General features: G+C 45.3%; 21 protein-coding genes. 9 read left to right on the top strand and 12 right to left on the bottom strand.

All coding sequences use genetic code 11. The features are described from left to right. Positions 1-22: 22 nt before the first annotated feature. Together OQJ75_RS06195 and yiaY are read right to left on the bottom strand one after the other, a co-directional pair. Positions 23-1465, bottom strand: coding sequence for a hypothetical protein (locus OQJ75_RS06195; RefSeq protein ID WP_265971856.1), 1443 nt, complete (start codon positions 1463-1465; stop codon positions 23-25). 415 nt (positions 1466-1880) lie between these two features. Beyond that, positions 1881-3029 (bottom strand): L-threonine dehydrogenase, encoded by a 1149-nt coding sequence (gene yiaY, locus OQJ75_RS06190; protein WP_265971857.1) that lies wholly within the window; start codon positions 3027-3029, stop codon positions 1881-1883. A 619-nt stretch (positions 3030-3648) separates the two neighbouring features. Here yiaY and yjjG point away from each other — a divergent pair. Continuing rightward, positions 3649-4323: a pyrimidine 5'-nucleotidase gene (gene yjjG / locus OQJ75_RS06185; RefSeq protein WP_265971858.1), complete on the top strand. Its 675-nt coding sequence runs from the start codon at positions 3649-3651 to the stop codon at positions 4321-4323. Between the two features lie 180 nt (positions 4324-4503). After that, positions 4504-5436: an aromatic amino acid DMT transporter YddG gene (gene yddG / locus OQJ75_RS06180; RefSeq protein ID WP_265971859.1), complete on the top strand. Its 933-nt coding sequence runs from the start codon at positions 4504-4506 to the stop codon at positions 5434-5436. 49 nt (positions 5437-5485) lie between these two features. On the opposite strand, the gene OQJ75_RS06175 is transcribed toward yddG, so the two are convergent. Further along, positions 5486-6382 carry a cation diffusion facilitator family transporter gene (locus OQJ75_RS06175; RefSeq protein WP_248393049.1) on the bottom strand — a complete coding sequence of 299 codons (897 nt, stop codon included), beginning with the start codon at positions 6380-6382 and terminating at the stop codon, positions 5486-5488. A gap of 281 nt (positions 6383-6663) precedes the next feature. On the opposite strand from OQJ75_RS06175, the gene OQJ75_RS06170 reads away from it, so the two are divergent. Then, positions 6664-7014, top strand: coding sequence for a hypothetical protein (locus OQJ75_RS06170; protein WP_048608754.1), 351 nt, complete (start codon positions 6664-6666; stop codon positions 7012-7014). A gap of 85 nt (positions 7015-7099) precedes the next feature. On the opposite strand, the gene OQJ75_RS06165 is transcribed toward OQJ75_RS06170, so the two are convergent. Further along, on the bottom strand, positions 7100-7978 hold the full coding sequence (locus OQJ75_RS06165; RefSeq protein ID WP_016797108.1) for a LysR family transcriptional regulator: 879 nt from the start codon (positions 7976-7978) through the stop codon (positions 7100-7102). Positions 7979-8139: 161 nt separating this feature from the next. On the opposite strand from OQJ75_RS06165, the gene OQJ75_RS06160 reads away from it, so the two are divergent. The 3 genes from OQJ75_RS06160 to OQJ75_RS06150 all read left to right on the top strand — a co-directional run bounded on the left by OQJ75_RS06160 (position 8140) and on the right by OQJ75_RS06150 (position 11477). After that, on the top strand, positions 8140-8739 hold the full coding sequence (locus tag OQJ75_RS06160) for a class I SAM-dependent DNA methyltransferase (protein WP_265971863.1): 600 nt from the start codon (positions 8140-8142) through the stop codon (positions 8737-8739). A 233-nt stretch (positions 8740-8972) separates the two neighbouring features. Continuing rightward, complete coding sequence (locus tag OQJ75_RS06155) at positions 8973-10538, top strand: YjjI family glycine radical enzyme (RefSeq protein WP_265971864.1); 1566 nt, start codon at positions 8973-8975, stop codon at positions 10536-10538. A gap of 24 nt (positions 10539-10562) precedes the next feature. Then, complete coding sequence (locus OQJ75_RS06150) at positions 10563-11477, top strand: YjjW family glycine radical enzyme activase (protein WP_265971865.1); 915 nt, start codon at positions 10563-10565, stop codon at positions 11475-11477. A 58-nt stretch (positions 11478-11535) separates the two neighbouring features. Here the strand turns inward: OQJ75_RS06150 and OQJ75_RS06145 are convergent, their stop codons facing one another. The 5 genes from OQJ75_RS06145 to yccS form a co-directional block, all read right to left on the bottom strand. Continuing rightward, a complete protein-coding gene (locus OQJ75_RS06145; protein ID WP_265971867.1) occupies positions 11536-12447 on the bottom strand; it encodes a LysR family transcriptional regulator in 912 nt (303 codons plus the stop codon). Between the two features lie 75 nt (positions 12448-12522). Next, positions 12523-13785 carry a hydroxymethylglutaryl-CoA reductase gene (locus tag OQJ75_RS06140; RefSeq protein WP_265971869.1) on the bottom strand — a complete coding sequence of 421 codons (1263 nt, stop codon included), beginning with the start codon at positions 13783-13785 and terminating at the stop codon, positions 12523-12525. Between the two features lie 185 nt (positions 13786-13970). Beyond that, positions 13971-14291 carry a hypothetical protein gene (locus OQJ75_RS06135; RefSeq protein WP_265971871.1) on the bottom strand — a complete coding sequence of 107 codons (321 nt, stop codon included), beginning with the start codon at positions 14289-14291 and terminating at the stop codon, positions 13971-13973. A gap of 121 nt (positions 14292-14412) precedes the next feature. Continuing rightward, on the bottom strand, positions 14413-14598 hold the full coding sequence (locus tag OQJ75_RS06130; RefSeq protein ID WP_017629650.1) for a hypothetical protein: 186 nt from the start codon (positions 14596-14598) through the stop codon (positions 14413-14415). Between the two features lie 332 nt (positions 14599-14930). Next, a complete protein-coding gene (gene yccS, locus OQJ75_RS06125; protein WP_265971875.1) occupies positions 14931-17114 on the bottom strand; it encodes a YccS family putative transporter in 2184 nt (727 codons plus the stop codon). A 177-nt stretch (positions 17115-17291) separates the two neighbouring features. Between yccS and helD the strand changes: the two genes are divergently transcribed. Both helD and OQJ75_RS06115 read left to right on the top strand, forming a co-directional pair. After that, on the top strand, positions 17292-19367 hold the full coding sequence (gene helD, locus OQJ75_RS06120) for a DNA helicase IV (RefSeq protein WP_265971877.1): 2076 nt from the start codon (positions 17292-17294) through the stop codon (positions 19365-19367). 92 nt (positions 19368-19459) lie between these two features. Beyond that, complete coding sequence (locus tag OQJ75_RS06115; protein ID WP_265971879.1) at positions 19460-19810, top strand: VOC family protein; 351 nt, start codon at positions 19460-19462, stop codon at positions 19808-19810. Between the two features lie 120 nt (positions 19811-19930). Here the strand turns inward: OQJ75_RS06115 and OQJ75_RS06110 are convergent, their stop codons facing one another. Beyond that, positions 19931-20386, bottom strand: coding sequence for a methylglyoxal synthase (locus OQJ75_RS06110; protein ID WP_017064778.1), 456 nt, complete (start codon positions 20384-20386; stop codon positions 19931-19933). A 60-nt stretch (positions 20387-20446) separates the two neighbouring features. Beyond that, complete coding sequence (gene torT / locus OQJ75_RS06105) at positions 20447-21475, bottom strand: TMAO reductase system periplasmic protein TorT (protein WP_265971884.1); 1029 nt, start codon at positions 21473-21475, stop codon at positions 20447-20449. Positions 21476-21567: 92 nt separating this feature from the next. On the opposite strand from torT, the gene torS reads away from it, so the two are divergent. Further along, complete coding sequence (gene torS / locus OQJ75_RS06100) at positions 21568-24573, top strand: TMAO reductase system sensor histidine kinase/response regulator TorS (protein WP_265971886.1); 3006 nt, start codon at positions 21568-21570, stop codon at positions 24571-24573. A 149-nt stretch (positions 24574-24722) separates the two neighbouring features. Here the strand turns inward: torS and OQJ75_RS06095 are convergent, their stop codons facing one another. Next, complete coding sequence (locus tag OQJ75_RS06095) at positions 24723-26303, bottom strand: hydantoinase/oxoprolinase family protein (RefSeq protein WP_265971888.1); 1581 nt, start codon at positions 26301-26303, stop codon at positions 24723-24725.

Raw genomic sequence — 26303 nt, 5'->3', positions numbered from 1 at the left:
TCCGTATTCTGTGAACAGGCGCTTACTGCCAGTTACTATCATCCCAATTGGTGCTATCCCAAGTTAACGCAGTGCTGGTTGCACACGCGTCGCCAATGCCATCGTTGTCCGAGTCGGCTTGGTCAGCATTCGCTGTGTTTATGCAGTTATCATCAAGGTTGTCGATGCCATCGTTATCTAAGTCACCTGAGCGTGTATCATCGTTTGGATAGTCATCATCTAAGTTGTCGTAACCATCATCGTCGTCATCACCAGCGCGGGTGTTGTCATCTGGATACATGTCGACGTCATTGTCGTAGCCGTCGTTGTCGGTGTCGTTAGGGTACTGATCATCTATGTTGTCGATGTCGTCTCCGTCAGAATCTCCAGCTCGTGTTGGATCTGTTGGGTACTCATCATCAAGGTTGTCATAGCCATCGTTGTCGTCATCACCAGAACGTGTCTCATCATCCGGGAATTCATCGACGTCATTGCTATAACCATCGTTGTCAGTATCGTTGGGATACGGATCGTCGATTTCATCGGTGCCATCAGAGTCTAGATCCCCGGCTTTGGTAGTGTCGTTAGGAAATAGGTCGACATCATTGTTGTAACTGTCGTTATCGCTGTCATTAGGGTAGGGATCTTCTAAGTTGTCACCTAGATCGTCTTCGTCGGCGTCAACCCATTCATTAGGGTTACCTAAGAACTCGTCGACGCTATCTTTGACGCCGTCTCCATCTTCATCGGCAATGACGATCTCTGCGGCTTGGTCCAAGTCACTCTTGATTTGCTCTGGGGTTTGCTCGTCATCGATGGTATCGAGAATGGCTTTAATTTCTTCGTTTACACCAGCCACAATAATGGTGAACTTGCCCGCTTCAGAGGAGCCTTCTTCTGTCGCTTTTTGCAGATCTTCGGGATCTTCTGGCAGCGCCCTTAACTCAACGATTTTTTCGGCTGCATACGCGGCTTTAGGTGCACCATTACCTTCTAAAAAGTCACCAAGAACATCATCGACGTCGATACCCAATTGAGTGGCGACTTGTTGGGTTGCATCTTCCTTGGATAGGTTTGGGTTTTGCTCTAGGGTGTTATGTACAAGAGTTGAAAGTGGTGTGACGGCTGTTTCTCCTGCAGGCGCGGACATCACGTAGCTTTTTGTGACTTGGCCTTGGTCTTCATCAATGGTTTGTCCTGCGATAGCTTGAACTACAACAGGGTATTGGGAAGGGTTATCGATTCCGCTGACATTTAATTCAGCGACACCACCTTCTCCCGACGTTGCGGTAGGCTCTCCGTTATCTAAAACGTAGTTACTATTTAGATCAAGCCACACGCTGGCGTCACGTAAATAACCGTCAATGGCTGTCACACTATAAGAACTGGTATTACTAGATGAGTCTGAATCGGAGTCGTCAAAACACCCGACCAGACTCACACTAGCGCTTAGCCCTAGCACAATAGTGAGTGGGTTCTTTTTCATTAGTTCATCCTAAACTGACGTTGTTTGGAGTTTGTTGCATAAGAAAGCTAGGAAACGAATTTCAGTTGTGCAAGGTGCGCAAAGTGGCCATTTTTTTTAGAAGAATATTAATGCTTGGTATGCATTTGTTTGGCTGATGGTTTGTTGGCTATGTAACACCAGGATAAATAAGATCAATTGATCAGCGTGTTTTTAGCAACAAGAAAGATGTTGATTGTGTGGGGAATAGTAGGGTCTTTTAAAATAACGAGTACTATTGTTTGGATATGTGATCTGTTTCACCTTTTAAGTATGATGTCACTCGATAAAAAAGTGGGCTCACCAATGGTAAGCCCGCCCTAAAACTAGAATATAAAGTTGCTCTCTTATAACGCTTCTATACAGAAGCTCCTCAAGAGGATGTCACTACTGAGAGTTACATTGCCGCTTCAAAGATTGCTGAGATCTCTTCGTGTGTTGCTTGTTTAGGGTTAGTGAAACCACAAGCATCTTTTAGTGCGTTGTCAGACAGAGTTGGGATATCTTCTAGCTTCGCACCAAGTTGAGCGATACCTGTTGGGATGTTCACGTCGTTTGCTAATTGAACAATCGAGTTGATCGCAGCTTCCGCACCTTGCTCAGCTGTCATACCTTCAATATTCACACCCATTGCTTTTGCTACATCACGTAGGCGTTCTGGGCAAACTTGCGCGTTGTAGCGTTGAACGTGTGGAAGCAAGATAGCGTTACATACACCATGTGGAAGGTCATAGAAACCACCCAGTTGATGCGCCATTGCGTGAACATAGCCAAGAGAAGCGTTGTTGAATGCCATGCCCGCCATGAACTGTGCGTAAGCCATCTGCTCACGAGCTTCAATGTCTTCGCCGTGCGCTACTGCAGTTCTTAGGTGTGCTTGAACAAGTTCGATTGCTTTAATTGCTACAGCGTCTGTAATTGGCGTTGCTGCGATAGAAACGTAAGCTTCGATTGCGTGCGTTAGCGCATCCATGCCAGTTGCAGCAGTTAGTGATGCAGGTTTAGCTAGCATCAACTCAGGATCGTTTACTGAGATAAGCGGTGTTGTGTGCTTATCAACGATAGCCATCTTAATGTGACGAGCTTCGTCAGTAATGATGCAGAAACGCGTCATTTCAGATGCCGTGCCAGCCGTGGTATTGATAGCAATAAGAGGCATCATTGGCTTTTCAGACTGATCGACGCCTTCGTAATCTGCAATCTTGCCGCCGTTAGAAGCAACCAGAGCGATACCTTTTGCACAATCGTGCGGAGAACCACCACCAAGAGAGATAACAAAGTCACAGTCGTTGTCAGTCAGAAGCTCAAGGCCGTCGTTCACGTTAGTGATGGTTGGGTTTGGTTGAGTACCATCGAATACAACAGCATCAACATCACGTTGATTTAGAAGGTCTTGAACCTGCTTAACCATACCTATTTGGTTTAGGATTTTGTCGGTAACGATAAGACCTTTTTTAAAGCCTTGAGACTGAATGCTATCAACAGCATCCTTTAAGCAGCCTGTTCCCATGAAGTTGATTGTAGGGATGTAAAAAGCACTAGACATTGGAAAACTCCATTAATTATGATTTTTAATTTCCTATATGGTGTCGGCAAACAACTGGTCGACCATTGATCTGAGTCAAAGTTGGCTACAAGGTACCACTTTGTGGTTGTGGGGTGTGACAGGGCGCATATAGCAATCGTTTTAATAGTTTTCTGATGTGATCGTTGTCATTTATAGATCGTAAGGAACTGATTAATTATAGACCTGTATGCGATTCCATAATGATGATTTTATGGGGCTACTCATTGATTATTGGTTCACTTGTTAGTTCTTTCGACTTGCTTTCTGGGTTGTCCGTAGATAAGTCCTCCATTTCGCATTCGTCAGAAGAAGCTTGTGGTTCTTCATCATAATATTTGACAAGAAACGGAGTAAGCATGACGGATGAGGGTAAGAAGTGCTTCATAGTACCTCCCGGTACAGTACGTGTGTTTCTTGTATGGTATTGGTTTAATATGTGGCAAAATTTGCGATACATCATGACTTGTTGCTTGTTTTCTATAAATTCTTAGAACTATATTCAGGCTCACAAAAATGGTAGTAGAATGCACACTTAGCTTTTGAGGTTAAGAAAGAACAAAAATAACACGGCTAGATAGCGCGAATAATAGGACAGATAATGAAGTACGATTGGATATTCTTTGATGCAGACGAAACCTTATTCCATTTTGATGCTTATCAAGGAATGAAGCTGATGTTTTCCCGTTTTGGGGTAGATTTCAGCGAGCAAGATTATTCGGCTTACCAAAAGGTTAATTTACCACTTTGGGTCGATTACCAAGATGGTCGTATTACCGCAGACCAACTAAAACACACGCGCTTCGAAAGTTGGGCTGAGAAACTAGAGACAACAACGGCTGCTTTAAACAGTGCATTTTTAACGGCGATGGCAGATATCTGTTCTTTATTACCGGGTGCACAAGAGTTGGTGAAGTCTTTAAAAGGCAAAGTGAACATGGGCATCATCACGAATGGTTTTACTGAGCTGCAATCTATCCGTTTAGAACGCACTGGAATGACAGATTACTTTGACCATGTGATCATCTCTGAAGAAGTCGGTGTCGCGAAACCAGACGCTGAAATCTTTGAATATGCACACAAGCTTGTTGGTTTACCTGCAAAGCAACGAGTATTGATGGTCGGAGATAACCCGTATTCAGATATTTTAGGTGGTTTGGATTTTGGTATTGAGACGTGTTGGTTGAACAGCCAGGAGAAAGCGGCACCAGCGGGTATTAACCCTCATTATCAAGTAAAGTCTTTAGCTGACCTGCAAGCACTGTTATTGGCATAATTGCTAATTGCTAATTGCTAATTGCTTTTAGATTTTTGAGTGAATGATTGATAGCCGAGTGCAGTTATGTGCTCGGCTACTTATTTTTACCTACTGTAAGTTATCGATAGTGGTGCTTAAGCCTATCTTTGCTTTAAGCTCGCTTTGATTACACCATTACAATAAAGAAAAGGAAGAGGCGTGCTGAAATCTCATCGCCATAGCTGCTACGGCATTGCTGCCATTTTACTTTGGAGCTGCTTAATTGCGCTGTCTCGTAGCGTATCAGAACAACTGGGCCCAATCGGCGGCCCTGCCAGCCTTTATACAGTGAGCTCACTGTTGTTGGTCTGTGTTATGGGTTTACCTAAGCTATCGCGCTTCTCTAAGTCGTATCTGTTGATTGGTGGTGCTCTGTTCGTTTGTTATGAGATCTTCTTAGCTCTGGCTTTAGGGATGGCAAACAACCGACATCAAGCCTTGGAAATGGCCGTTATCAACTACTTATGGCCAGCACTGACGGTGTTGTTTGCGGTGCTGCTGAGCGACAAGAAGATTAATTGGTTGGTTTATCCAAGTATCTTTTTGGCATTCTTCGGGGTGGCTTGGAGTATTAGCGGCGAGCAGGGGCTTTCTGTCGATCAAATCGCGGCTAATATTGCGACGAATCCTAAAACCTATTCAATGGCGTTTTTCGGCGCGATTATTTGGGCGGTTTACTGTAATTACACTCAGAAAGTGGCGAAAGGGCAGAATGCGATTGTGTTGTTCTTTATCGCGACGGCAATCACCTTGTGGATCAAATACGCATTGAGCGACGAAACCGGTATGGTAATGACAACCAGTGCTGCGATTGACTTAGTGTTGGCAGGCGTGTGTATGGGCGCAGGCTACGCGCTTTGGAATACCGCGATTCTAGGTGGCAATATGGTCTTCCTGGCGACCATGTCTTATTTCACGCCTATTTTTGCGACCTTATTGTCTTCTATGATTTTGGGCTTGTCATTGAGCATGACGTTTTGGCAGGGTGTTTGTATGGTAACGATTGGCTCTTTAGCTTGCTGGTGGGTAACCAGAGACAGAAAGCCGACGGTTTCGGCGTCGGCTTCTAAAAAGGTTCAATCAGAGTCTTAAGTTAGCGGGAGATTGATGGGTTAACTCTTGGTTTTTTTACTCTCGATTCTTAACTCGCGATATTGAGATTCAATTGAAGCTCATAAGGCATCTTCGATAAGCGTCGCTTAAGTTGGCGGCGCGTACGTTCAATATCATCAACCGCAATCGCATCTTGGTCGTTGGTATGAATATCAACATTGATTCGCAATTCTGGACCAACCTTAGTCACGCCCATTAGCTCCAAATCTTGATCCGCTTCTTTGTCTACAGCGACCACGTTTTTATCTACCGCATCACAAATGTCTTTGGTTGCCGACATCATCAGCAGTTCACGCATCGCTTCTCGTAACATGTCGAATGGCACTTTGATGAAGTAGAAAGACATCAGCAACATCATCATTGGGTCGGCATATACTGCGTATGACGCAAGAGGTGAGAATGTCATTGCCCACGCTACGACGAAACCCGCTGTTACCGCTACACTCAGTAGCGTATCCATCTGCCACTGTTTAGATTCCGCTTGAATCAGACCTGAAGAGATACGTTTGCTCTTGTTCGCGATGTACCACCAAGCATAACCACAGCCCAACACGTTGAAAATACCAAACAGAGTTGCGATAGAAGCATCGACCTCACGGCCGCCTGTCATCAAGGCACCAATCGCAGAGTAAAGCGAATAACCAACCACAAGTAGAATCACAACGGCTTTAATCGCAATCACAATCGGTTCGATGATAGCTCGACCAAACGGGAACTCTCTATCTGAAGGGCGATTAATGTATTTTGAAGCAGCTAGTGACAATAAAGTTAACAGTAAGCTGATAAGAGAATAGACACCGTCAAATACTATGACCAGAGAGCCAACGAGAAGACCCAACACCAACCCGCCAATTGCGAAGCCTGATGCTAAAAGGGCTGAGAACAATAGTACTCGATTTTCGTTTTGGCTTTTCCTGTCACACATAATATTTTCCAGATGTTTTTGATAACTTCATTGTTCTAATATTGAGCTAACTTTACAAACTTTATCTGATGACGTTTATATGTCTTATTTAAGTAATACATATAAATCAATAAAATTCAGTATCTTAAGATTAATCCCTGGTGTCAATAAAGTTGGCGATGAGTGTTTTTTGGGGATGGTGTGCAACTGAAATGGGATCGTTTATGATTAATAAAACACATCAGTCGCTAAGGTCTTATTGGTTTCTAGATTTGACTACGATGGACAAGGAGTGAATCAATATGAAGTTTGACGATATCAGTGATAACGAGTTGTGGGTGATTGCTAACCCTATCATGGATAATCTGATGGATGGTTCAACCAAGGTTGATCATGAACAGCACTGTCGAGACTTCACTCAAAGGATGAAAGACATTGTTACGCCGGAATATTTAGAAAAGGTATGCCACCATTATCAGCACAGCAACGGCTTCTTTGCTGAACGTGAGCCAGTAGCGCTGTTTAGACGTTCAGACTCCATCGCCTTTGTGTGGAAACAAGCGTATACCATCGCCAAAGGTGAGTTTGTCGCCGAAATGGTATTGGTTGAAGAAGACGGACGCTACTTAGTGGATCACGTGATGGTTTTTTAGGAGCTGTGTTGTTTGTGATTTTGCCCTTTGCTATGGACGATAAGCGATAAGCGATAAGCGATAAGCGATAAGCGATAAGCGTGAGCTAGAAATCAAACAAGTAATCACTAAGCTGGTCGGCCAACCAATTCATTCCTGGGTGCTCTGCCATACCAGCTGCGGTAAACATGCAGTAATCTTCTTGCGTTAAGCCGTATGTGTGTTTGATCACCGCTAACTCTTGTTCACGAAGCAAATGACGAATCAGTGGCTCTGGCATTACGCCCCATGCTTCTTCACGTAAAATTGTATCCAGCATAAAATCAAAGCTAGAGAAGCCGATGTAACGACGCGAGAAGGGCTCAAGCTCTGGATTATCCTTTTCATTAAGATAAACCATGGTCGCTTGCATAGAATTTCTCAATACTTCATCAGATACACGACGCATCGCACTCAAATCATGTCCTTTCTTACACACAGACATCATTCGAATTTTACCAAGCGGGTTGTAGATAATTCTTGGGTCATCGACACGTTCGTAATCGACGCCAAATGCGAAGTCAACTTGCTGAGTTTCAACTAGGTTAGCTAAATCGCCACTCGACGCGAGAACGAAGTTGAATGAGGTAGAAGGGTACTTGTTATTTAAGGCGTGAGATAAGTCCTGCCACATTTCATCGGGTAGGGAGTCATCTCGTGCTATCCAAATCTCCGCGTTGAATTCGCCCGAGACATGCAAGCAGGTTTGTTTAATACGCGCGGCTGTCACCAACATGCCTTCGCAATCTTTGTAAATCGCTTTACCCGCTTCTGAAAGTTCAACGTGGTTTCCGCTACGCACGAACAATTCAACGTCTAACTCTTTTTCCAAGGCTTTAATCGACATGCTGAGTTTGGTTCGGTTGCACTCTAACTGGCGTGCAGCTTCAGAAACTGATCCTAAATCAGCAACGGAACAAAAGGCTTGGACTTGAGAAAGGTTCATTTCATTTCCATATTGAGCGGGGGTCGGTGCATATTATCTGAATATTGTGCTGACTATCTTAGAAATAGTCCATCTTTGCATGATAACTCTATGACGAATTGACTAATTTGGTTTACTCTGGGGAAGTTCCGAACCTACAAGAAGTAAAGATGGAGGCCATGATGGCGAAACAATGGGACGAATACGCCGTTGATTGGGATAAAGATCCCGCGACCGCAGTATTCGCACAGTCCGTATTTGACCAGTTAACACAGCTCGTTGATTTAAACGGAACCCGTGTCCTTGATTTTGGTTGTGGTACAGGACTACTCAGCCAGAAAATATCTCCTTTAGCAAAAGAGATCATCGCACTTGATATCTCTGAAGGGATGATTGAAGAGTTAGATAAGAAAGAGCTACCTAACGTTGAACCGGTTGTTGATATTTTATCGCGCGGACTTGCAGCGCAGCATCCAGCATTCAGAAACCAGTTTGACCTAGTGGTAGCCTCTTCGGTGTGTGGTTTTATCCCGAACCTACAAGACACTGTCAGTCTGATTTACACGCTGCTAGAAAACGACGGCACGTTTGTACACTGGGATTGGTACTTGGAAAGCGACAGTGAAGACTACGGTGTAAGCCAACAGCGCTCAGAAAATGTATTGAGTGCAGCGGGCTTTGTAGTGGTTGAAGTCTCCACACCGTTCTCGATTGACACTCCACAAGGAGAGTTAAAGGTATTGATGGGTGTTGGACGTAAACAAGCGCTCCCTGATCTGTAATCGTGTGTATGCCTTGAGCTAGCATTCAGAATGCTCATTTAAAATACTAAACCCACATTAACGACTCAAACGTCAGTTATGTGGGTTTTCTCTTTTTGGCGCCATCGTTTTAAACAGAACGAGTTAGCGCTTTCTTGTTTCCATTTTGGAAATATAGTCTTGCATACATTTCATTAGTGGAAATGTAATGGTGAGATATAAAATAAGCCCATAATAACATTAAGGGTTTAATCATGAGCCACCAATCTGCGCCATCTACTTCTTCACCACTTTCAGAGCAACAACAACGCTTTAGCAATATCATTTCAGATGCCAACCTGTCGCCAAAACAGAAGTCGAGCTATCTTGCCTTAGAAGCTGAAGCCAGCCTGCCGTATATGCCGGTAAGCAAAGAAGTAGAGCAAGCCTTACAACAAGGTGTGCTGTGTGACATGTTTGAAGGGCACGCACCATTTAAGCCGCGCTATGTACTTCCAGATTATTCTAAATACTTACATCAAGGCTCAGAGTATTTAGAGCTTAGCGAGGCAACTAATTTCGATGAAGCATTGAACATGCTGACCATCCTCTATCATCACGTTCCGTCGGTGACCTCCATTCCGGTTTACTTAGGTCAACTGGACGATGTGTTGATGCCTTTTGTTGGCGACTTAACGGAAGAGCAGGTTTATCAAAAGCTTAAGCTGTTCTGGATTATGTTGGATCGCACGCTGCCAGATGCCTTCATGCATGTGAATATTGGCCCTACGGACAACATTATCTGCCGTACCATTTTACGTGTCGATGCAGAACTTAAGCAGATCGCACCTAACCTAACTTTTATGTACGACCCAGCCGTGACACCTGATGATCTACTTCGTCATGCGGCGAGCAACATCTGCGAATGCAGCAAGCCGCACATTGCCAACTATCCTGCACATGCCACAGCGTATGGTGATAAGCGTTTTGGTATCGTGAGCTGCTACAACTCGCTACCTTTGGCGGGTGGCTCAAACACGTTAGTTCGCATGAACCTGAAGCAAGTGGCGTTGAAGTCTGAGGACAGTGCCGATTTCTTACAACAAGTGCTACCAAACTATAGCGGTATCATGGTTGAGCTAATGAACGCGCGTAGCCGTTTCTTGCATGAAGAGTCTAACTTCTTCGAAGGCTTCTTAACCAAAGAGGGTTTGATCGAAGAAGATCGCTTTGCGCCAATGTTTGGCATTTACGGCATGGCTGAAGCTGTCAACATCTTGATGGAAAAAGAGGGCAAAGCAGGGCGTTATGGTCATGACGAACAAGCTAATCAACTTGGGCATCGTATCTCTGAAAAGCTGGCTGATATCGTTGAAAACTCTGAAGTGAAGTATGGGCTAGAAGGTAAGGCTCTATTACACGCTCAAGGTGGTATCAGCTTAGATGAAGATGTAACGCCAGGCGTGCGTATTCCTTATGGTACGGAACCTGACCCTGTCTCTTATGTTCGCGCGACTGCGGGTCATCACAAGTTCTACACCTCAGGTATTAGCGACATTTTGACCATCGACGAAACAGTGAAGTCGAACCCTGAAGCGATGTTCAACCTGTGTAAAGGCGCAATCCAAGCGGGTTATCGTGAGTTTACCGCCAACGTGGCATCGAACGACTTGGTTCGTGTGACGGGCTACATGATTAAACTGTCAGAGATTGCTAAATACGACGAGGAAGGTTCACGCACTAACACGACTTTCTTAGGAGCTGAAGCTGCGAAGAATACGGGTATCTTAGAGCGTAAACCGCGCGTGGCGAGCTTAGAGATGTCGCCAACGTACGAATAGCATTGCGATCGAATCACATTAATTATGAAAATTTCTGATCTAACAACTCAAATGGCTAGGGTTAATAACAATAAGACAGAAAAACAAGCGAAGGTCAGCCGTGTGCTGACCTTTTCTTGTGTTGATGGACCGGGAAATCGCCTAGTGCTGTTCCTACAGGGGTGTAATTTCGATTGTATAACCTGTCACAACCCACACACCATTAATCACTGTAACCACTGCGGAGACTGCATCGTCGGGTGTCCAAGCGGTGCGTTGAGCACCGTTGATGGCAAAGTGAAGTGGGATCCGGTGGCTTGCACTAATTGCGATCAGTGCATTGATATCTGTAACCATAAATCGAGCCCGAAAATCACATCGATGACGGTCTCGGAAGTACTTGAACTCGTTAGGCATAACCAATTCTTCCTGAGCGGTATTACCGTCTCGGGTGGCGAAGCGACCATGCAGCTGCCGTTTATCATTGACCTATTTGAAGCGATTAAAAGCGATCCGCAGCTAGCACATCTAACGTGTTTTATTGATAGTAACGGTTCGTTGTCGAAACAGGGGTGGGAGCGAGTATTGCCTTACCTTGATGGCGCGATGATTGACTTAAAATCCTGGCAATCAGAAACACACCAATGGTTGGTCGGCAGAGGAAACCATCGTGTGTTTGAAACCATCAATTACTTGGCGGGACAAGGTAAGTTGCATGAAGTTCGGTTGCTGCATATTCCGGACAAAAGTGACCTTGAGGACGAGATAGAGCAAGTTGGCTATTACTTGAAAGGGTTGCCAAGTGATGTGCGGATTCGGCTCAATGCTTTTCAACATCACGGCGTGATCGGCGAAGCGCTAGATTGGGCAAAGTGTACAGAGCAACAAATGCAGAGCTTTCACGACAAACTCTACGCGATAGTTCAAAGGCCGATGCAAACGCCAGAGGTTTATACCTAGCTTCTAAATTGTTTAGACGCCCAGCCAGGCTTTAAAGAATGTTAAGTAGCTAAAAGTATTAAGCTTCTAAGAACAAGTCACACAACCATTTGATGGCCTGATCATTCATGTTTGGCTTGTTCCATACGAGACTGTACGCCACTTTACCGTAATCGAAGGGAAGTGGCTTACTCACTAAGCCTTGTGCTTGTTTTGCATGCTCAGCCCATTGCTTTGAACAGGTGAACAAGAAAGGCGTGTGATGACAAAGCACGGCTGCAGCACCAAAGTCTGCTACCGATATCGCCATTTCTCGCGGCTGGTGGCACTGAACTAAGTTTTGCTCAAAGTAAGGCTGAGACAGTTCATTATCTAAAATACCAATGTGCTTGTAATCTAAATAACCCTCGACTGTCAGCTCTTGTTGAGCGAGCGGGTGGTGGGCACCCATCAAACACACCATCTCATCGGGCAGAATCGTTTCCCATACTAGTTCTTTGTTATCTGTCGGTGGTTGGGATATATCGTGAGGCAATAAGATCAAATTCACCTTACCGCTAAGCAAAGCATCGAAGCCAAGTTGCTGTTTCGAGTAGATATTGAGTTTCGCTTTGGGCGCAAGCTCTGTGGTGACTCTGCTGATCTTCGAGGCGAACACTTCAAAGGTACTTTCACGCATAGAGAGCGAAAAGCTGCCTTGGTACTCCTCTGGCGTAAAACTCTTCTGATGAAGGAGTCCATTCATACTAGAAAGAATGGCATGAACGGTTGGAGCTATCTTTAAGGCGAAAGGTGTTGGGATTAGCTTGGTGCCGTCTCGATAGAAGAGTTCATCGTTAAGGATGTCACGCAGTTGCGAGAGTGTTTTACTTACACTCGAAGGGCTCACACAAAGCTGCTCAGACGTTTGAGTCACACTGTGAGTGTTCAGCATAATATGCAGCGCGGTGAGGTGCTTAAGGCTCACTCTCGATAAGTGTAAGTAATCCATGTGTGACTCACGTATTCAGGTTGGCTTGTGATTTTGCATGAATGACAAAACTGAACAAGCCAAATTGGATAAAGGTTATTTACGAGCCAACTTATGGTGAGCTCGTGAAAAGTGGCCTGCACAGAATGCGCCGACAATCGATAATTCGCCAGCCAAGCACAGCGCAGCACACACTTCGGCTAAGGCTTGTGATTTACCGTTACCGTGCAGTCCTAACAAATCGAGACACGCTTTTTGGCTTGGCAACCCAGTACCGCCACCGACAGTCCCTAGCATCAGGTTAGGTAGGGTTACGCTCGCGTATAAACCGCCTTCTTTGTTCAGTTCCATGCGAGTCATACCGATCGCAGACTCAGCAACACACGCTGCGTCTTGGCCGCAAGCAATGTAAAGAGCTGCAAGTGCATTTGCGTAGTGGGCATTGATACCAATCGTACCGCTCAAAGCGCCACCAACGGTTGTCATCTGGCCAAACTGCACCATCTTCTCAGGTGTGGTGTGCAAGTACTTAGCAACAAGCTCAGCAGGAATATTTACTTCTGCAGTTACCTTTTTACCACGAACGCTGCGTAGGGTTTGGGTATTGGCTTTTTTGTCGCCCGATAAGTTGCCATCAAGGAAAGCATGGTCAGGCTTAACTGGCGTATTTTCGATGATGTATTCAAACACGGCATTGGTTGCGATGGTTACCATGTTCTGACCAGAAGCGTCTCCAGTTAGAAATTCAAACACCAAATAGACATGGTTGCCTTCGATGTTGATATTGATGTCGGTAAGCTTGCCGTGCGATGTGGTTGATTCCGCTAGGGTTTTAAATTGCTCATATTGGGTTACTGCCCAAGCTACAAACTGTCCTGCTTCTACTAAACCTTGGAACGCAAAACCAGGAGTACGTGTTACGCCTTCATTGAGCAACATCGCACTTGCGCCACCACAAGCTGTAATGAGCTTTGAACCACGGTTGTAAGACGCGATAAGCGCTGCCTCTGTGGTTGCGAGTGGTACCAAGTAATCACCTTCAGCAAACAGGCCATTGACTCTTAGCGGGCCAGAGACACCGACAGGTACTTTCACTGTTCCAATGAAGTGTTCGATGTTTTTCTCATAAGCTTGAATCTGACTTTCGGTATGCGAGTCGAGCAGCTCTTTTTGCGATTCTGCGTTATCGAGAGCAGTCCAACGGCGTGTGAGATTCTTTTCTGTCAGGTAGGGGCTAGGTGTCAGCTTGTTTACTGGCTTTTCAAAGTGAGGTTGAAGCTTTTTTTCTAATTCGTCTGCGGAGATGTCGCCTCCTAAAATAGAAACATAGTCACGGCGATGCAGATTTAGTTTTGGCATAAATAGTATGAAGTAAAGTTTGTGCAGCAAATTGGTTTGCGCTGATTCTACCGAGTAATAAACCAGAAACAAGCGTCAGATATAATGAGTTACAGTTTGTGTGCTTATTGCGTCAAAAAGCGTCCAAAGTGGTTGAATCAAGTTGATTTAGAACATTGAAAACAAGAGCGAACAGTAAGTATAGCTTAGATGTGGATGTCTAGAAGACTACCGATTGCTTCGTTTTGACGATCAACTACACTCGCACCCACACGGTTATAACTGGCGCTTTGGGTTAGTTTTAAGAGTGAATCGGTTGACGATGAAGCAGGTTCTGGTTCTTTGTCTTTAAACGAAATGGATTGTTCAGGTTCTACTTGGTTGAAGCTGAGATCACTGCCTTTGAAGGCATCATCGGATTCTAGAGTATGTTTAGAGGCTTGATTGAGTTCGAGCGCGGCTTCTTCAGCCATGTTGTTTGACTGCTGAATAATGGCGTAACCAGATTGAATACCAGATATCGACATAGCAGTACCTTTAATTGACGTGTTGAATAAGTCTAGGTGGACGATATTTTGAGCGCAACGGTGAAGGGGTAAAATTTACAGTGAAACGGAGTACTTAAGCTAAAATAGTGACATCTGTCTATTAACTGAACAGATCGTTCAATGCGTTTAGCTCTTCATCAGTAAGAAGAGTTTGTTGTTCCGTTTCAAGATTACCGTCAATCTCGCCTTGCAATGCTTTTAATTGCTGTGGGCTAAGAAGCTGAATCTGTTGTTTGAATGCTTCAAATTGTTGTGTATTCATAATGTGACCTTGGTGCAAATCCATATGCTCAATTGAGCATAGACTACTGGTGCAGGAAATCAAACAAGATTAAGTGAATATCAAACGAAATTTGTAATTTCCTAGAACTAAGACAACTATAAATTTCTCTGGTCGTTTTTTGTCCGAGAAATGTTAGGCAAAGTTAAGGCTTGGTCAATCAAAGTCAGAAAATTCCTACAACGTAAAAATCGTCTTAACCCTTATGGGGTAAGGGTAGGTAAGCAGTTGCTCTACTCAATTAGAGGTATTGGTAGAGCAACATATAACTGTAACAAATGATCAAAAGGTGTACGATTAATGCTATCTTTTTGTTTTTACAGTATTTTGTTTGTCTATTAAGAATCAGCTTTATCGAGCGGCTTATCAATCTTCACCTTAACCGCAAACTTGGTCGCTAGCGTATGCAGTTCTGGAAGCATTCGATAAATCAAATGAAGCTGTTGTAAGACCATTCTGACAGAGCTTTCATCTTCTTCTCGCCACTCACTTAGACGTTTATCAAGTTCAGGGTCGTATGCATTTTTAACCTCACACTGTTCACGATGTGAATAGAGTTGATCATTCAGAGCATCAAGGTGCTCGTGTATCACGCGGTGTGCATCCAGAACGAGCTTGTGTGTGGATTCGTCGTCAATACGCGTTCTGTGCGCGCCTAGTGCCGAAATATAGCTGAGTAGGGCGTGATTCAACGTTAGAAAGCGAAAGCTCTCATCCTCAGAGGTTCGATATTTGCCCGGCTCCACCAACATGCTACTGATAGCACCAGTCAGATTCGCATCGTTATTGTGTGCGCTGCGGCGGGCGATGCGGTAATTCAGCGTGTCTTTCTTACCTACACGATATTGGCCAATGATCTGCGCAAGGTAGTTCTTATTGGAATCAAGAGCATCAGCCATCACCTTGTGTAGTCGTTTTGATTGCCAGTCAGGCAACACATAAACAACCGCCAATACAGCGAGGGCACAGCCTATGAAGGTGTCTGCCAGTCTTGGCAGCACCACGGCGTAGCCTTCGCCAAGTTGGTTAAAGCAGAAAAGCACCAATAGGGTGATGAAGCCAGTTGCGAAGCCGTAGTTGTTGATACGAAACGCAAAGAACATCACGCCACTGATCACAATGAACACCAATTGGCTCTCTTGAGAAGGGAAGAAGGTCAGTAGCGGAACGCCAATCAATAAGCCTGCAACCGTACCAATGACACGCGCAGTCAGCTTCTGGCGAGTAGCGCTGTAGTTTGGCTGACACACAAATAGCGTCGTCAGTAGAATCCAGTAGCCGCGTTCAATGTCAAAGCCTTGAATAATGCCGTAACCGAGCGTCAGCGTAATCGCCATACGAATTGCGTGACGAAACAGCATTGAATCTGTATGCAGGTTGGCTTTTATCTTTTGCCACATCGCAGTCAAGGTGTGCGGATTGGTATCGTCTAACACATCTTCTTCTAACTTCTCTGCATCTGGATTACTGATGTTCGACAGCTGCTTTTCAACGGTTGCGAGGTTATTGAATAGATAATCCAATTGGCTCAGCAACGGCTTCCATTCTGGTTTGTTTTGCTTATGTAGATGATTAAGTGAAGACATCAGTTCATCAAGCGCTAATACTGACTTATCGCCATGTTGGTATTCCGCGCCAACCTTTAGCGAGCTCGCCACTTCTTTACACGCGGTCGCTTGCGCTTCCAGTAGATATTTAAAACGGAACAGCACATCAGAGCGCTCAAAGTGCTTGGCAAGCTCTTGATAGCGATAGTGGGTCGAACTTACACGCTCGTGAATGTCTTGCGCGATGAAGTAAGTATTTAGGAATCGGTCACTGGGTCCGTCAATGTGTCCGCGTTTAGAGCGATTAAGCAGGGTTGCTTTACACATGTTGAGTGCATTGACGGTACTCGCATTTAATTTGGCTTCAATAATGCGGTGCGGCTGAGGGATAAGATCAGATACCGGGTAGAACAGTTCAGCCTTTGATCCCATGTAGGTGCCAATCTGATCAAACACGTTCGCAAGGTTTTGCTGCACAGGTTGCATCGGCCACACAATCTGCCAAATCATGGACATGAAGTAGTACCAAGCCGCGCCTGTTAAGAGCAATAACGGTTGGAACCATAAGTTGATGCTTTCATGAGCGCCGAGCATGGTGTAGATAGCAACCAGCAGAGAACCAAACGCGATACTGGCGTATTTAGGCCCAATTGCGCCGAGCATGATGAACGAAAATGTGGATGCGAAAAGCCCTAATGCGAATAGCCAAGGTGTGTCGAACAGCAGTTCTATAGAAAAGGCGGCGATCGCAAAACAGATAAAGGTCAGGGTGAGCGCTTTCAAGCGCCCGGTGAAGCTGTCATCACTTTCTGCTAGTGCAGCGGCGATGACACCTAAGATCAATGGAGTGATGAGTGTGTTTTGCCCATAATACCAAGCCGGAACGACAACACCGAGCAGAGTGATGAGAATTAATACGCTGTAATTTATGGTTTTATTCGCCCAATAGAGGCGTAATTTGGCTGAAAAGTCCACAGTCGCTCACTTGACACACTAAAAACCATAATCCTAACAGAAATCAAGCACAAGAATTTGATACTTATCCATAATTGCCCGTAGGTGGTCATGAAAGCGTCGATAAGATATGAGATATTATTAATTCTCATTGCATCATGATATAAATTCAATATTCCTAATTAAGAGCACACTCCAATGCAGCTAAGCGCTAACAAGACTGCACAGTTTTTTATTCAAAATGAATATCATCAGGTTGAACTTGATGGTTCACGTCTGCTGTTATCTTCAGTAGGCAGTGAAGAACGTATCCCGTTTACTATTTGGAGTGGCAAGATCGCGATAAAGCGCGGATTGTTTTGGGGATCGTTACAGTTTTTTGCTAACCAACAAGACGGTAAACAGCGCAGTTGGTTAGTTCAAGGTTTGCCATGGGATCAATGTCGCCAGTTTGCACGCACATCGGTTGCCGCTTATCAAAAATGGCACGACACACAGTGTGAACAGTTGGCTGAGCACGTTCCTAAATGGGAAGCCGAATTAACACGTCTGGAGCAGCTTCCTGCCTTCTTACCTCATTCTAAAGTCAACACTTGGGTCGACATGGTCAACGCTGGTTTAGAAAGCATGACCATGACCTTAGAAGAAGCTGCGCAGCGCATGCCAAACCGCATCGCGCGAATGCAGCCTTGGCTATCTGAAACCGAGATCAAACAAGCTGATCGAAACCAGCAATGGCTAGAGACAGAAAGGAAGAACTGGGAAGTGTTGTTTGCTCAGTGTGAATCGTCTCCTTTGAATTTGTCGCAGCAATACGCGGTTTTAATGAACGATGACCATAACCTGATTCTTGCAGGTGCTGGTTCGGGTAAAACCAGTGTTTTGACCGCTCGTGTCGCTTATCTTCTGCAAAGCCATCAGGCGCAAGCTGAAGAGCTTCTACTGCTCGCATTTGGCCGTGAAGCCGCAGAAGAGATGAAGCAGCGTTTGGATAGCAAAATTGGCTTGTCCGCCGAGAAGGTACAAGTGAGTACTTTCCACCAGTTAGGTTTGAAGATCCTGAATCAGGTTGAAACCGAGCGTGTGGTGATTTCTCCATTAGCCTTAGATGACAATCAGCGCCAAGCTTGGTGCATTGATTGGTTGAAGAAGCACTGGATGACACCAACCAACTTTAAGCGCTGGCAAAAGCACTTGTCTAAATGGCCAATTGCTTATCTAACGGGTGATGATGAACTTGGCAGCCATGTTTCAAACCTCAAATTGATTGGCTGGCTAGAGAAGCAACTTGAACAGTTGAATGCGTCAGGCCTGACCAAAAAAGAAGTACAGCAGCAGCTTATTGACCACCGAGATTACACGCGCCTTAACAGCGAACTCTCCCTGTGCTGGCCTTGTGTGACGGCATGGCAGAAAGCGCTGAAAGAAGAGAATCACATCGACTTCTCGACCATGATCAGCCGTGCGACCCAATACGTCGAAAAGGGCAAGTTTATCTCGCCTTGGAAGTTCATCATGATTGATGAGTATCAAGATATCTCGCCAGATCGTCTTGCTTTGGTTGAAGCGCTTTGTAATCAGTCGAAAGCTCACCACCAAGCCTCTATATTTGCGGTGGGGGATGACTGGCAGTCAATCTACCAATTTGCTGGCGCAGATGTCGATCTTACGACTGGATTTAAAGATCGTTTCGAGAGTTCGACGATTCATCATCTCGATACCACTTACCGATTTAACAATCAGTTAGGTGCGGTTGCCAATCGCTTCGTACAAGAAAACCCGATTCAATTGCCTAAAGAATTGAACAGCTTCAAGCAACAGAAACAAAAGTCGGTGTACAGTGCGCCAAGTAAAGAAGTTGAGAAGATCCTCGATCAATTGAACCGTCAATCTAAGGGAAAAACTAACAAGTCTGTGCTGTTGCTTGGTCGTAACCATTACCACAAACCAGAGTTGTTGGAGGACTGGAAGAAGATCTTTACCTCTATTGATATCAACTTCATGACCTGCCACGCCAGTAAGGGTAAAGAAGCCGATTTTGTGATTATTCTTTGTGTCGATGAAGGGCAGTTCCCGGCGAAGAAGAAGCAGCTGCATATTGATGGCGCGTTAACGGAATCGTCAGACGTATTCCCTTATGCTGAAGAGCGTCGCCTTTTCTATGTGGCAATGACTCGTGCGAAAGAGAAGGTGTGGATCACGCACAGCGGAGATGGCTCTGGTTTCGTTCAAGAACTGCATGGTTCGGATTACCCGGTGGTTCGCAAAAAGTGATGCCACTTGAGGTGATCGTCTAAGATTAGATTTTCAAGCCACTTTTACCTTATTCTCATTAGGCTGAAGTCTGAAAGCAAAAGGAAGCAGATATGGAACATGGCTCTATCAACTACATTGAATTTGCAGCGCGTGACATCGCAGCAACCAAGGCATTTTTCAGCCAAGTGTTTGCTTGGAAATTTGAAGATTACGGACCTGAGTATTCTGCTTTCGAAGGTAAAGGCTTAATGGGTGGGTTCTACATTGCAGATCTGGCCTCCAACGCAGACAAGGGTGCAGCGCTGATGGTTTTCTACAGTGAAGACCTTGAGCAGACCGAACGTGACGTGATTGAGGCTGGTGGGGAAGTAAACCGCGAGATATTCAGTTTTCCTGGTGGTCGACGCTTCCACTTTCGAGAGCCAAGCGGCAACGAGATGGCAGTGTGGAGTGACAAGTAGAGAGACTCACTGCACTGTTTTATGGTTGAATTGTTTAACGCCTGAAACGAGACATAAAAAAGCCTGCGATAAAATGCAGGCTTTTTAGTCTGTTCGGTAGAGATCACATATAACGTGCGATTACGTGCGCTCAGCCAGATACGCTTCGTAGTCTGGGATCTCGATGATCACTTCTTCTTCAAGCAGTGAAGAGTTAAACAGGAAGTTAGCGGTAGCGCGGTTAGTTGCCACAGGAATGTTCCAAACACTTGCGATACGAAGCAGTGCTTTTACGTCTGGGTCATGTGGTACAGCATTAAGTGGATCCCAGAAGAAAATCAGCATATCGATTTTGCCTTCAGAGATAAGCGCGCCAAGTTGTTGGTCACCGCCCATAGGGCCACTGATCATGCTTTTGATTGCTAAGCCTGTCTCTTTACTCAGTAGAGAACCTGTCGTGCCCGTTGCGTAAAGGAAGTGCTTTTGTAGTTTTTCTTTGTTCTCTTTGACCCATCTTAGTAGCTCAGGTTTGAAGTGGTCATGAGCGACCAAAGCGATATGCTTGTGTGTTGGCATAGTGCGCGTCGTTTTTTGCATGAATGTTCCCTAAATTGTTGTTTCGTTTTTATTGTTTTGAGTTCTTCAGCCAATATAGCACTAAGGATTCACACTGAATACCGGACGAAACTCAGAAGGTGACAATGAGTCGGCGATAATTTGATCTTTGAGAGTTGCTGGTGTCAGCGCTTCGATAATTGGTGCGCTGTGTTGCTTGTAAGGTTGACCACGTAAGTAACTCGTGGCTTGTTTTACCGACAAACGACCTTGCTCAACCATTTTATCTGTTGGTGCAAAAAGCACCTTATTACGAAGCAAGCCGCGGTAGGTCCCGTGACTTAGGTAACTTGAAATTAACCCAATCTCTTCGGTTTTATCGGCTGCTCGTAGCTCACTGATCGCTGCTTCAATCGCGACGGCACTTCCGACTATATATTGGATATCCGGCTCCTCGATCACCTGTTGTACTAGGTTTCTTTGCAATTCTTTATCGTTATCTGCCCAGTAGCTGATCGCGATTTTGATATCGCTCGATTTGATCGCATCATAAAACCCCAGAGCTACAGGCTTAGTGCCACCACTCGCTTGTGGGCCAAGTAACAGGGCGATCGGTGTTTCGCCTGATCCTTTCGGGTGTCGTTTCGACAAAAACTCTCCGACTTGGTAGCCCATTTGATACCAGTCGACACCGATTGTACCTTTCAATACCTTCTGTTGTTCTTCATTGACGGTTAACTCATTCACCGTGGCAAATACAGGCGTCGAGCCAACCCAATCGCTGAGATTGTCATGGTACGCATCGGGTGAAACCGTACCTAAAATAATCGCATCGGCTCCCCATTGTGTGCAAAGCACCAGTTGTGACGCTTGTTTGGCCACGTTGGGGTAACCGCCAGCTTCCAATACTCTTAGCTCAACTTGCTGCTTTTCTGCTTCAGAGACCATTCCGTAGTTCACAGACAACCAGTATGAGTCTTTTAGGTGCGGATAAATGGCACAGATTTTCTCTTTTTTCGATGTGGCATCGGCGGGTTTTATTGGGCTCAAAGGCTCGCTAGCACTTGCGACAGTAGTCACTGAGGCCAGTAGTGAGAGAATAATTATTGAAGCGAAAGGTCTAGATAGCATGAATTGCCGTTTTATTGGTTTTAGATAAGAAACACTGCAAAATATAGCGTATTCTGCATGGGTAAAGAAGAACGTTTTAAGGTTTAGAGTTTATGTTGTTAGCTTCAGCGAGTATTGGACGCAAGCTGCTGGCCTCATTCTTAGTGATGGCACTGTTGGTTCTATTGTCTGCATTGATTGGTGTTTCTGGTTTTAGCTTTGTAGCAAAAACGGAAAGAAACGTTGTTGATTCGGCGCTTCCTGCCATGATCGAAGCTCGTCAGGTTTCTGAGTTGAGTAACCGTATTATTTCGTCTGTACAGACGCTTTCTAATGCGAGAAACGAAGCTGAAAGAAAAGAGGCTGGTACCGTACTGTTTGACCAACTTGAGTCTCTTCTTCAGCATATCAAAGAGCTTGGTGTCGACAGTTTTGATTCCCAGCTCCTCAATAAACTCGAAAACAATGTTCAAAGCGTTATTAACACACTGGCTGAGCTGGGTGTGTCGGTTGAGCGTAAGCTTTGGTTAAGCAAAGAGTTGTCGTCTCGTGTCGAAGAGATGCGCCTATTGGCTGAAGAGCTAGAACAGTTGACGCGAACCCAAGTTTTGAACACGGCTACCATTGCGGTTGCTAACGTCACGCATATCTACGACCTGCTAGAAACCAAAGAAACAGATAAGGCCTATCAAGCCCTCGATGCGCTTGTTGAGGTTGACCTTGATTTGTCTGAGCGCCTACACGAATTGCATTTGCTGGCGTTCAAGATGCTTAACCAAATTGAAGAAACGCAAACCGTTACCAACGTAGAGCGTATTCATCAAATCCAATCTGAATTTGAATCCAACCTAAGAATCATGGCACGCCGCGTTAAAGCGGTTGAAGATCCTACTCGTTCTGCGCAGATGTCTCAGCTTCTTGAAGAGCTAAGAAAACGACAAGTTGTGTTCGATATTTCATTAGAACAATATGAGAACACCAAAAAGTCAGAGTTTCTGATGCAAAATACGTTGGAGCTGTTCTCTCAATTGAATACAACCGTTAACCAACTGGTTGATGATTCAAACCGAAGCACCAAAAAAGCGGTTGATGAGCTGACCAGCACGTTGAATTTGGCGCAATGGTCGTTGTCTGTGATTTCGGTTATTGGTTTGGTTATCGTCGCATTTATCGTGTGGCGAGTGGTGTATATCTCGGTTGTTAAACGTCTTACTGAATACTCATCGGCCTTGATGTCTATCGCACAAGGCCGCCTGAATATTGATATCTCAGTTAAGGGTAATGACGAGTTGGCTCATATGGGCGAGGCGATCATTACCGCCAGAAATACCGCACAGGCATTGCAAGTGGTCGCGGTGGGTGAAGCAAAGGCGAAACGTGAACTTGAAGAGCACAAAGAGCACTTAGAAGAGTTGGTCACAGACCGAACCTATCAACTGCAAAAGACCAATGAAAAGCTGAATATTGAGGTGGGGAACCACGCTCAAGCTCGCAACGCCGCAGAACAAGCAAGCCGTGCCAAATCCGCTTTTCTTGCGACGATGAGTCATGAAATACGAACGCCGATGAACGGTGTATTAGGTACAGCAAGATTGCTCAAAGATACCGGATTGGACCCGTTGCAATCAGGCTATGCAGACATCATTAACCGCAGCGGTAAGAATCTACTTGCGATTTTGAATGACGTGTTGGATTACTCAAAGATTGAAGCGGGGCATTTGGAAATCCGCATTGCTTCGTTTGATCTCCATCAGATGGTTCAAGATACCTATCAGTTAATGGAAGGGCGCGCCGCTGAGAAGAAGCTGAATTTTGATTTTCACATTGAAAGTGATGTGCAACGCTATTGGCGTGGTGACGTAACGCGAATCAGTCAAATCTTGAATAATTTAGTCGGTAACGCGATTAAGTTTACGGGAAGTGGCTCGGTCGATATCTTTATCAGCTTAGATATCGAAGATGAAAATCGAGTGATGTTTGAAGTGTCAGATACCGGTGTCGGAATTGACGCAAGCGAACAAGCTTGCCTATTTGATGCCTTCACCCAAACCGACAGCGGTCGCAACAAAACCGGTGGCACAGGGCTTGGATTGGCGATCAGTAAAAGCATCATGTTGGCAATGAATGGGGATATAGGCGTTCATTCTGAAGAAGGCGAGGGTAGCCAGTTCTGGTTCTCATTGCCACTTGAAGCCGGTGAGAAGATAGAAACGAAAGTACCGGTCATTGAAGCGTGTATTCGAGCTAAGGTACTTTTGATAGAAGATAATCCGGTTAACTGCATCGTTGCTGAAGGCTTTTTACATAACCTAGGCCACGAGGTCGTGATTGCGACAACCGGAAAAGAAGCGAGAGCCATATTCAGTGAGCAAGAGTTCGATATTGCGCTGGTGGACATTAACTTACCGGACTGCGATGGCGTCGAGTTAATTCAACAACTCAAAGACGATACCCTCCAGCATGAAAATGATGAAGACGTAATTCGAAAAGTACCCCCAATGATCGCAGTATCGGCTCATGTGTTTAACGAAGAAGTTGAAAGTTACTTGTCGTCTGGCTTCGATGGTTTCTTGCCTAAGCCGTTAGAGAAGGAAGCCTTGTCGGAATTGATTGTTGAACAGTTGGACGGTCACACGCTGTTATTGCCTCAGCCGGATCCGTCAGATGTTGTTTGTTGTCAGCTAAACTCTAAACCTCAGGAGACCGAGCTAGAATTATCAGCATTGGCATTTGCAAGCTCGGTACAACGAGCAAACCAAGGCGCGGAACATAATCAAGGAGAACCGATTGTGCAGATGATTAACCCTAAGATTATAAAAGACGACTTGGCCATTCTCGGTCGAGAAAAAATAGTGCAGATTGTCGGGTTGTTTGACCAAAGTAGCCAAGTCACTCTTGGTGAATTGGTTGTGGCAAGTGCCGCTGACGACGCTCGTGAAATTAAGTCTTTAGCTCATAAACTGAAAGGGTCTGCCGGCAGCCTAGGATTATCTGCACTGTTTGCTTTATGCCAAAGCATTGAAGCGAGCGAGGATCCATTGCTTCAATATCGCGATAATGCTGACTCACTACCTAAACTGGTGAAAGACTCGCTAGCGGCGCTACGAGAACAATTATAAAGTGGCTATTGGGCTGAAAGCTTTAGATTAAAAAGCAAAAAGCTAAAATGCAAAAAAAAAGCAGGCTATTTCTCCGTTTTAATATGAAGAAGTAGCCTGCTTTTTTCATTCTCGAATAAGACGCTAATTAAGGCGTTCTAGGAACGGCTCTAAGCCATCTTGATATGCCCAGCTGCTTTGATCTTAACGTGAACCATATTGCCCTGTAGGTAGCTTAATGGAATCTCGCTTCGTTCAATGATCGCGACATTATCGTTGCATGCGCCAGCTTCAATCGCCAGTCGCTTTGATTGTTCTTCCAAGCCTTTTAAGGTTTCCTCTCGAAAAGCGGGATCAATCGGAACGATCTTATCGAACTGACCAGATATTTCACCCAGCGCAACACCAATCGCATTCGCTACTTCAAAGTGCTCTGGGCGAACCACTTGGCTTACACCTTCAAAATGATCTGGGAATAGGGCACTGCCGCCGCCAACCATGATCACGGGTACGCTCGCAGCTGACGTTTTCATTTTATCGATGCCTTCTTCAACATCCGTGACCATTTGTTGGTATACCTGACTGGCTTGTTCGTTCGATATACCAATCTCATCACTCAATTGATGCTCTGCCTGCCACTGCATTTGACCTGTTTTGAGTGCAATATCGGTTAGAGTAAGTTCATCACCGCCAAAGCTACGAGCGGCCTGCGTTAAGGTATGGCCAACACTTTCTGGGCCAAGCTCTATACGCTGTTGTTCAAAGCGAACCTTGGTACCACCACCAATCGCTAATGCCAAAATATCAGGCATACGGAAGTTGGTTCTGACTTCACCAATTTCTACCGCGAGGCTCGACTCTCTCGGGTAGCCGTGAGTAAGCACGCCAATATCAGATGTAGTGCCTCCCACATCGACCACAATCGCATCTTTAAGCTTGGTTAGATGACTTGCTCCGCGAATCGAGTTTGTTGGGCCACAAGCCACGGTGAGAATCGGGTACATCAACGCGAACTGTTGCGACATTAATGTTCCATCGTTCTGACCGAAATAAGGCGTGGTGTGGATTTCATGATTGATGAGTGCGCTGCAAAAACCGTCAACGAATCGTTTTGCTGTACCTTGCAGAGCCGCGTTGAGGATAGTCGCGTTCTCACGTTCTAGAAGCCCTAAGCTGCCTACTTTATGGGAAAGCGATAGGTTCACGCCCGGAAGTTCTTGCTGAATCCACTCTGCTGCTCGAAGCTCTTGGTCGCCGTTGACGGGAGAGAACACACCGCAGATAGCAATGGAATCCACATGGCCTTTCATTTTCTGACAAAGCTCGCGGATCTCAGACTCTTGAATGTCGGCGATCAACTGGCCGTCGTATTCATAGCCGCCGTGCGCTTGGTAGAAGTGTTCACCAAGCAAGTTTTGCCACGCTTTACTCCAACCACAAAGTGGCGGGACGCTATCACCACTTGGAAGTGCTAAGCGAATCATGCCGACTCTGTCTAAACCTTTTCGTTCAACAATTGCGTTGGTGCATTGAGTCGTGCCAAGCATCGCATGTTTCACTTGCTGACCATCAATGTTTGCTTGGTTTAATAGCGCAGAAATCGCGTTGTCGATCCCTGTTGAAATATCATGTGTGGTTGCGGTTTTTACTTTGGCAATCACATTCAAGTCTGCGTCGAGCAGCACACCGTCGGTATTGGTACCACCTACGTCAATGCCAAGGCGGCAGTAATCAAGCGTAATGTTTGTCAT

It is taken from the genome of Vibrio sp. 14G-20, assembly GCF_026241515.1.
GTDB lineage: Bacteria > Pseudomonadota > Gammaproteobacteria > Enterobacterales > Vibrionaceae > Vibrio.
The sequence above is the reverse complement of the archived record's forward strand: the minus strand, read 5'-3'. Positions and strand labels throughout refer to the sequence as shown.

What these genes read in the sequence shown, in the direction of transcription:
- yiaY (WP_265971857.1), bottom strand. Translation starts at nt 3,029, where the DNA reads ATGTCTAGTGCTTTTTACATCCCTACAATCAACTTCATGGGAACAGGC.
- OQJ75_RS06130 (WP_017629650.1), bottom strand. Translation starts at nt 14,598, where the DNA reads ATGGATTTGCACCAAGGTCACATTATGAATACACAACAATTTGAAGCA.
- OQJ75_RS06165 (WP_016797108.1), bottom strand. Translation starts at nt 7,978, where the DNA reads ATGAACCTTTCTCAAGTCCAAGCCTTTTGTTCCGTTGCTGATTTAGGA.
- OQJ75_RS06150 (WP_265971865.1), top strand. Translation starts at nt 10,563, where the DNA reads ATGAAAATTTCTGATCTAACAACTCAAATGGCTAGGGTTAATAACAAT.
- OQJ75_RS06135 (WP_265971871.1), bottom strand. Translation starts at nt 14,291, where the DNA reads ATGTCGATATCTGGTATTCAATCTGGTTACGCCATTATTCAGCAGTCA.
- torT (WP_265971884.1), bottom strand. Translation starts at nt 21,475, where the DNA reads ATGCTATCTAGACCTTTCGCTTCAATAATTATTCTCTCACTACTGGCC.
- OQJ75_RS06175 (WP_248393049.1), bottom strand. Translation starts at nt 6,382, where the DNA reads ATGTGTGACAGGAAAAGCCAAAACGAAAATCGAGTACTATTGTTCTCA.
- torS (WP_265971886.1), top strand. Translation starts at nt 21,568, where the DNA reads ATGTTGTTAGCTTCAGCGAGTATTGGACGCAAGCTGCTGGCCTCATTC.
- OQJ75_RS06155 (WP_265971864.1), top strand. Translation starts at nt 8,973, where the DNA reads ATGAGCCACCAATCTGCGCCATCTACTTCTTCACCACTTTCAGAGCAA.
- yjjG (WP_265971858.1), top strand. Translation starts at nt 3,649, where the DNA reads ATGAAGTACGATTGGATATTCTTTGATGCAGACGAAACCTTATTCCAT.
- OQJ75_RS06145 (WP_265971867.1), bottom strand. Translation starts at nt 12,447, where the DNA reads ATGGATTACTTACACTTATCGAGAGTGAGCCTTAAGCACCTCACCGCG.
- OQJ75_RS06170 (WP_048608754.1), top strand. Translation starts at nt 6,664, where the DNA reads ATGAAGTTTGACGATATCAGTGATAACGAGTTGTGGGTGATTGCTAAC.
- OQJ75_RS06110 (WP_017064778.1), bottom strand. Translation starts at nt 20,386, where the DNA reads ATGCAAAAAACGACGCGCACTATGCCAACACACAAGCATATCGCTTTG.
- OQJ75_RS06195 (WP_265971856.1), bottom strand. Translation starts at nt 1,465, where the DNA reads ATGAAAAAGAACCCACTCACTATTGTGCTAGGGCTAAGCGCTAGTGTG.
- helD (WP_265971877.1), top strand. Translation starts at nt 17,292, where the DNA reads ATGCAGCTAAGCGCTAACAAGACTGCACAGTTTTTTATTCAAAATGAA.
- OQJ75_RS06095 (WP_265971888.1), bottom strand. Translation starts at nt 26,303, where the DNA reads ATGACAAACATTACGCTTGATTACTGCCGCCTTGGCATTGACGTAGGT.
- OQJ75_RS06115 (WP_265971879.1), top strand. Translation starts at nt 19,460, where the DNA reads ATGGAACATGGCTCTATCAACTACATTGAATTTGCAGCGCGTGACATC.
- OQJ75_RS06160 (WP_265971863.1), top strand. Translation starts at nt 8,140, where the DNA reads ATGGCGAAACAATGGGACGAATACGCCGTTGATTGGGATAAAGATCCC.
- OQJ75_RS06140 (WP_265971869.1), bottom strand. Translation starts at nt 13,785, where the DNA reads ATGCCAAAACTAAATCTGCATCGCCGTGACTATGTTTCTATTTTAGGA.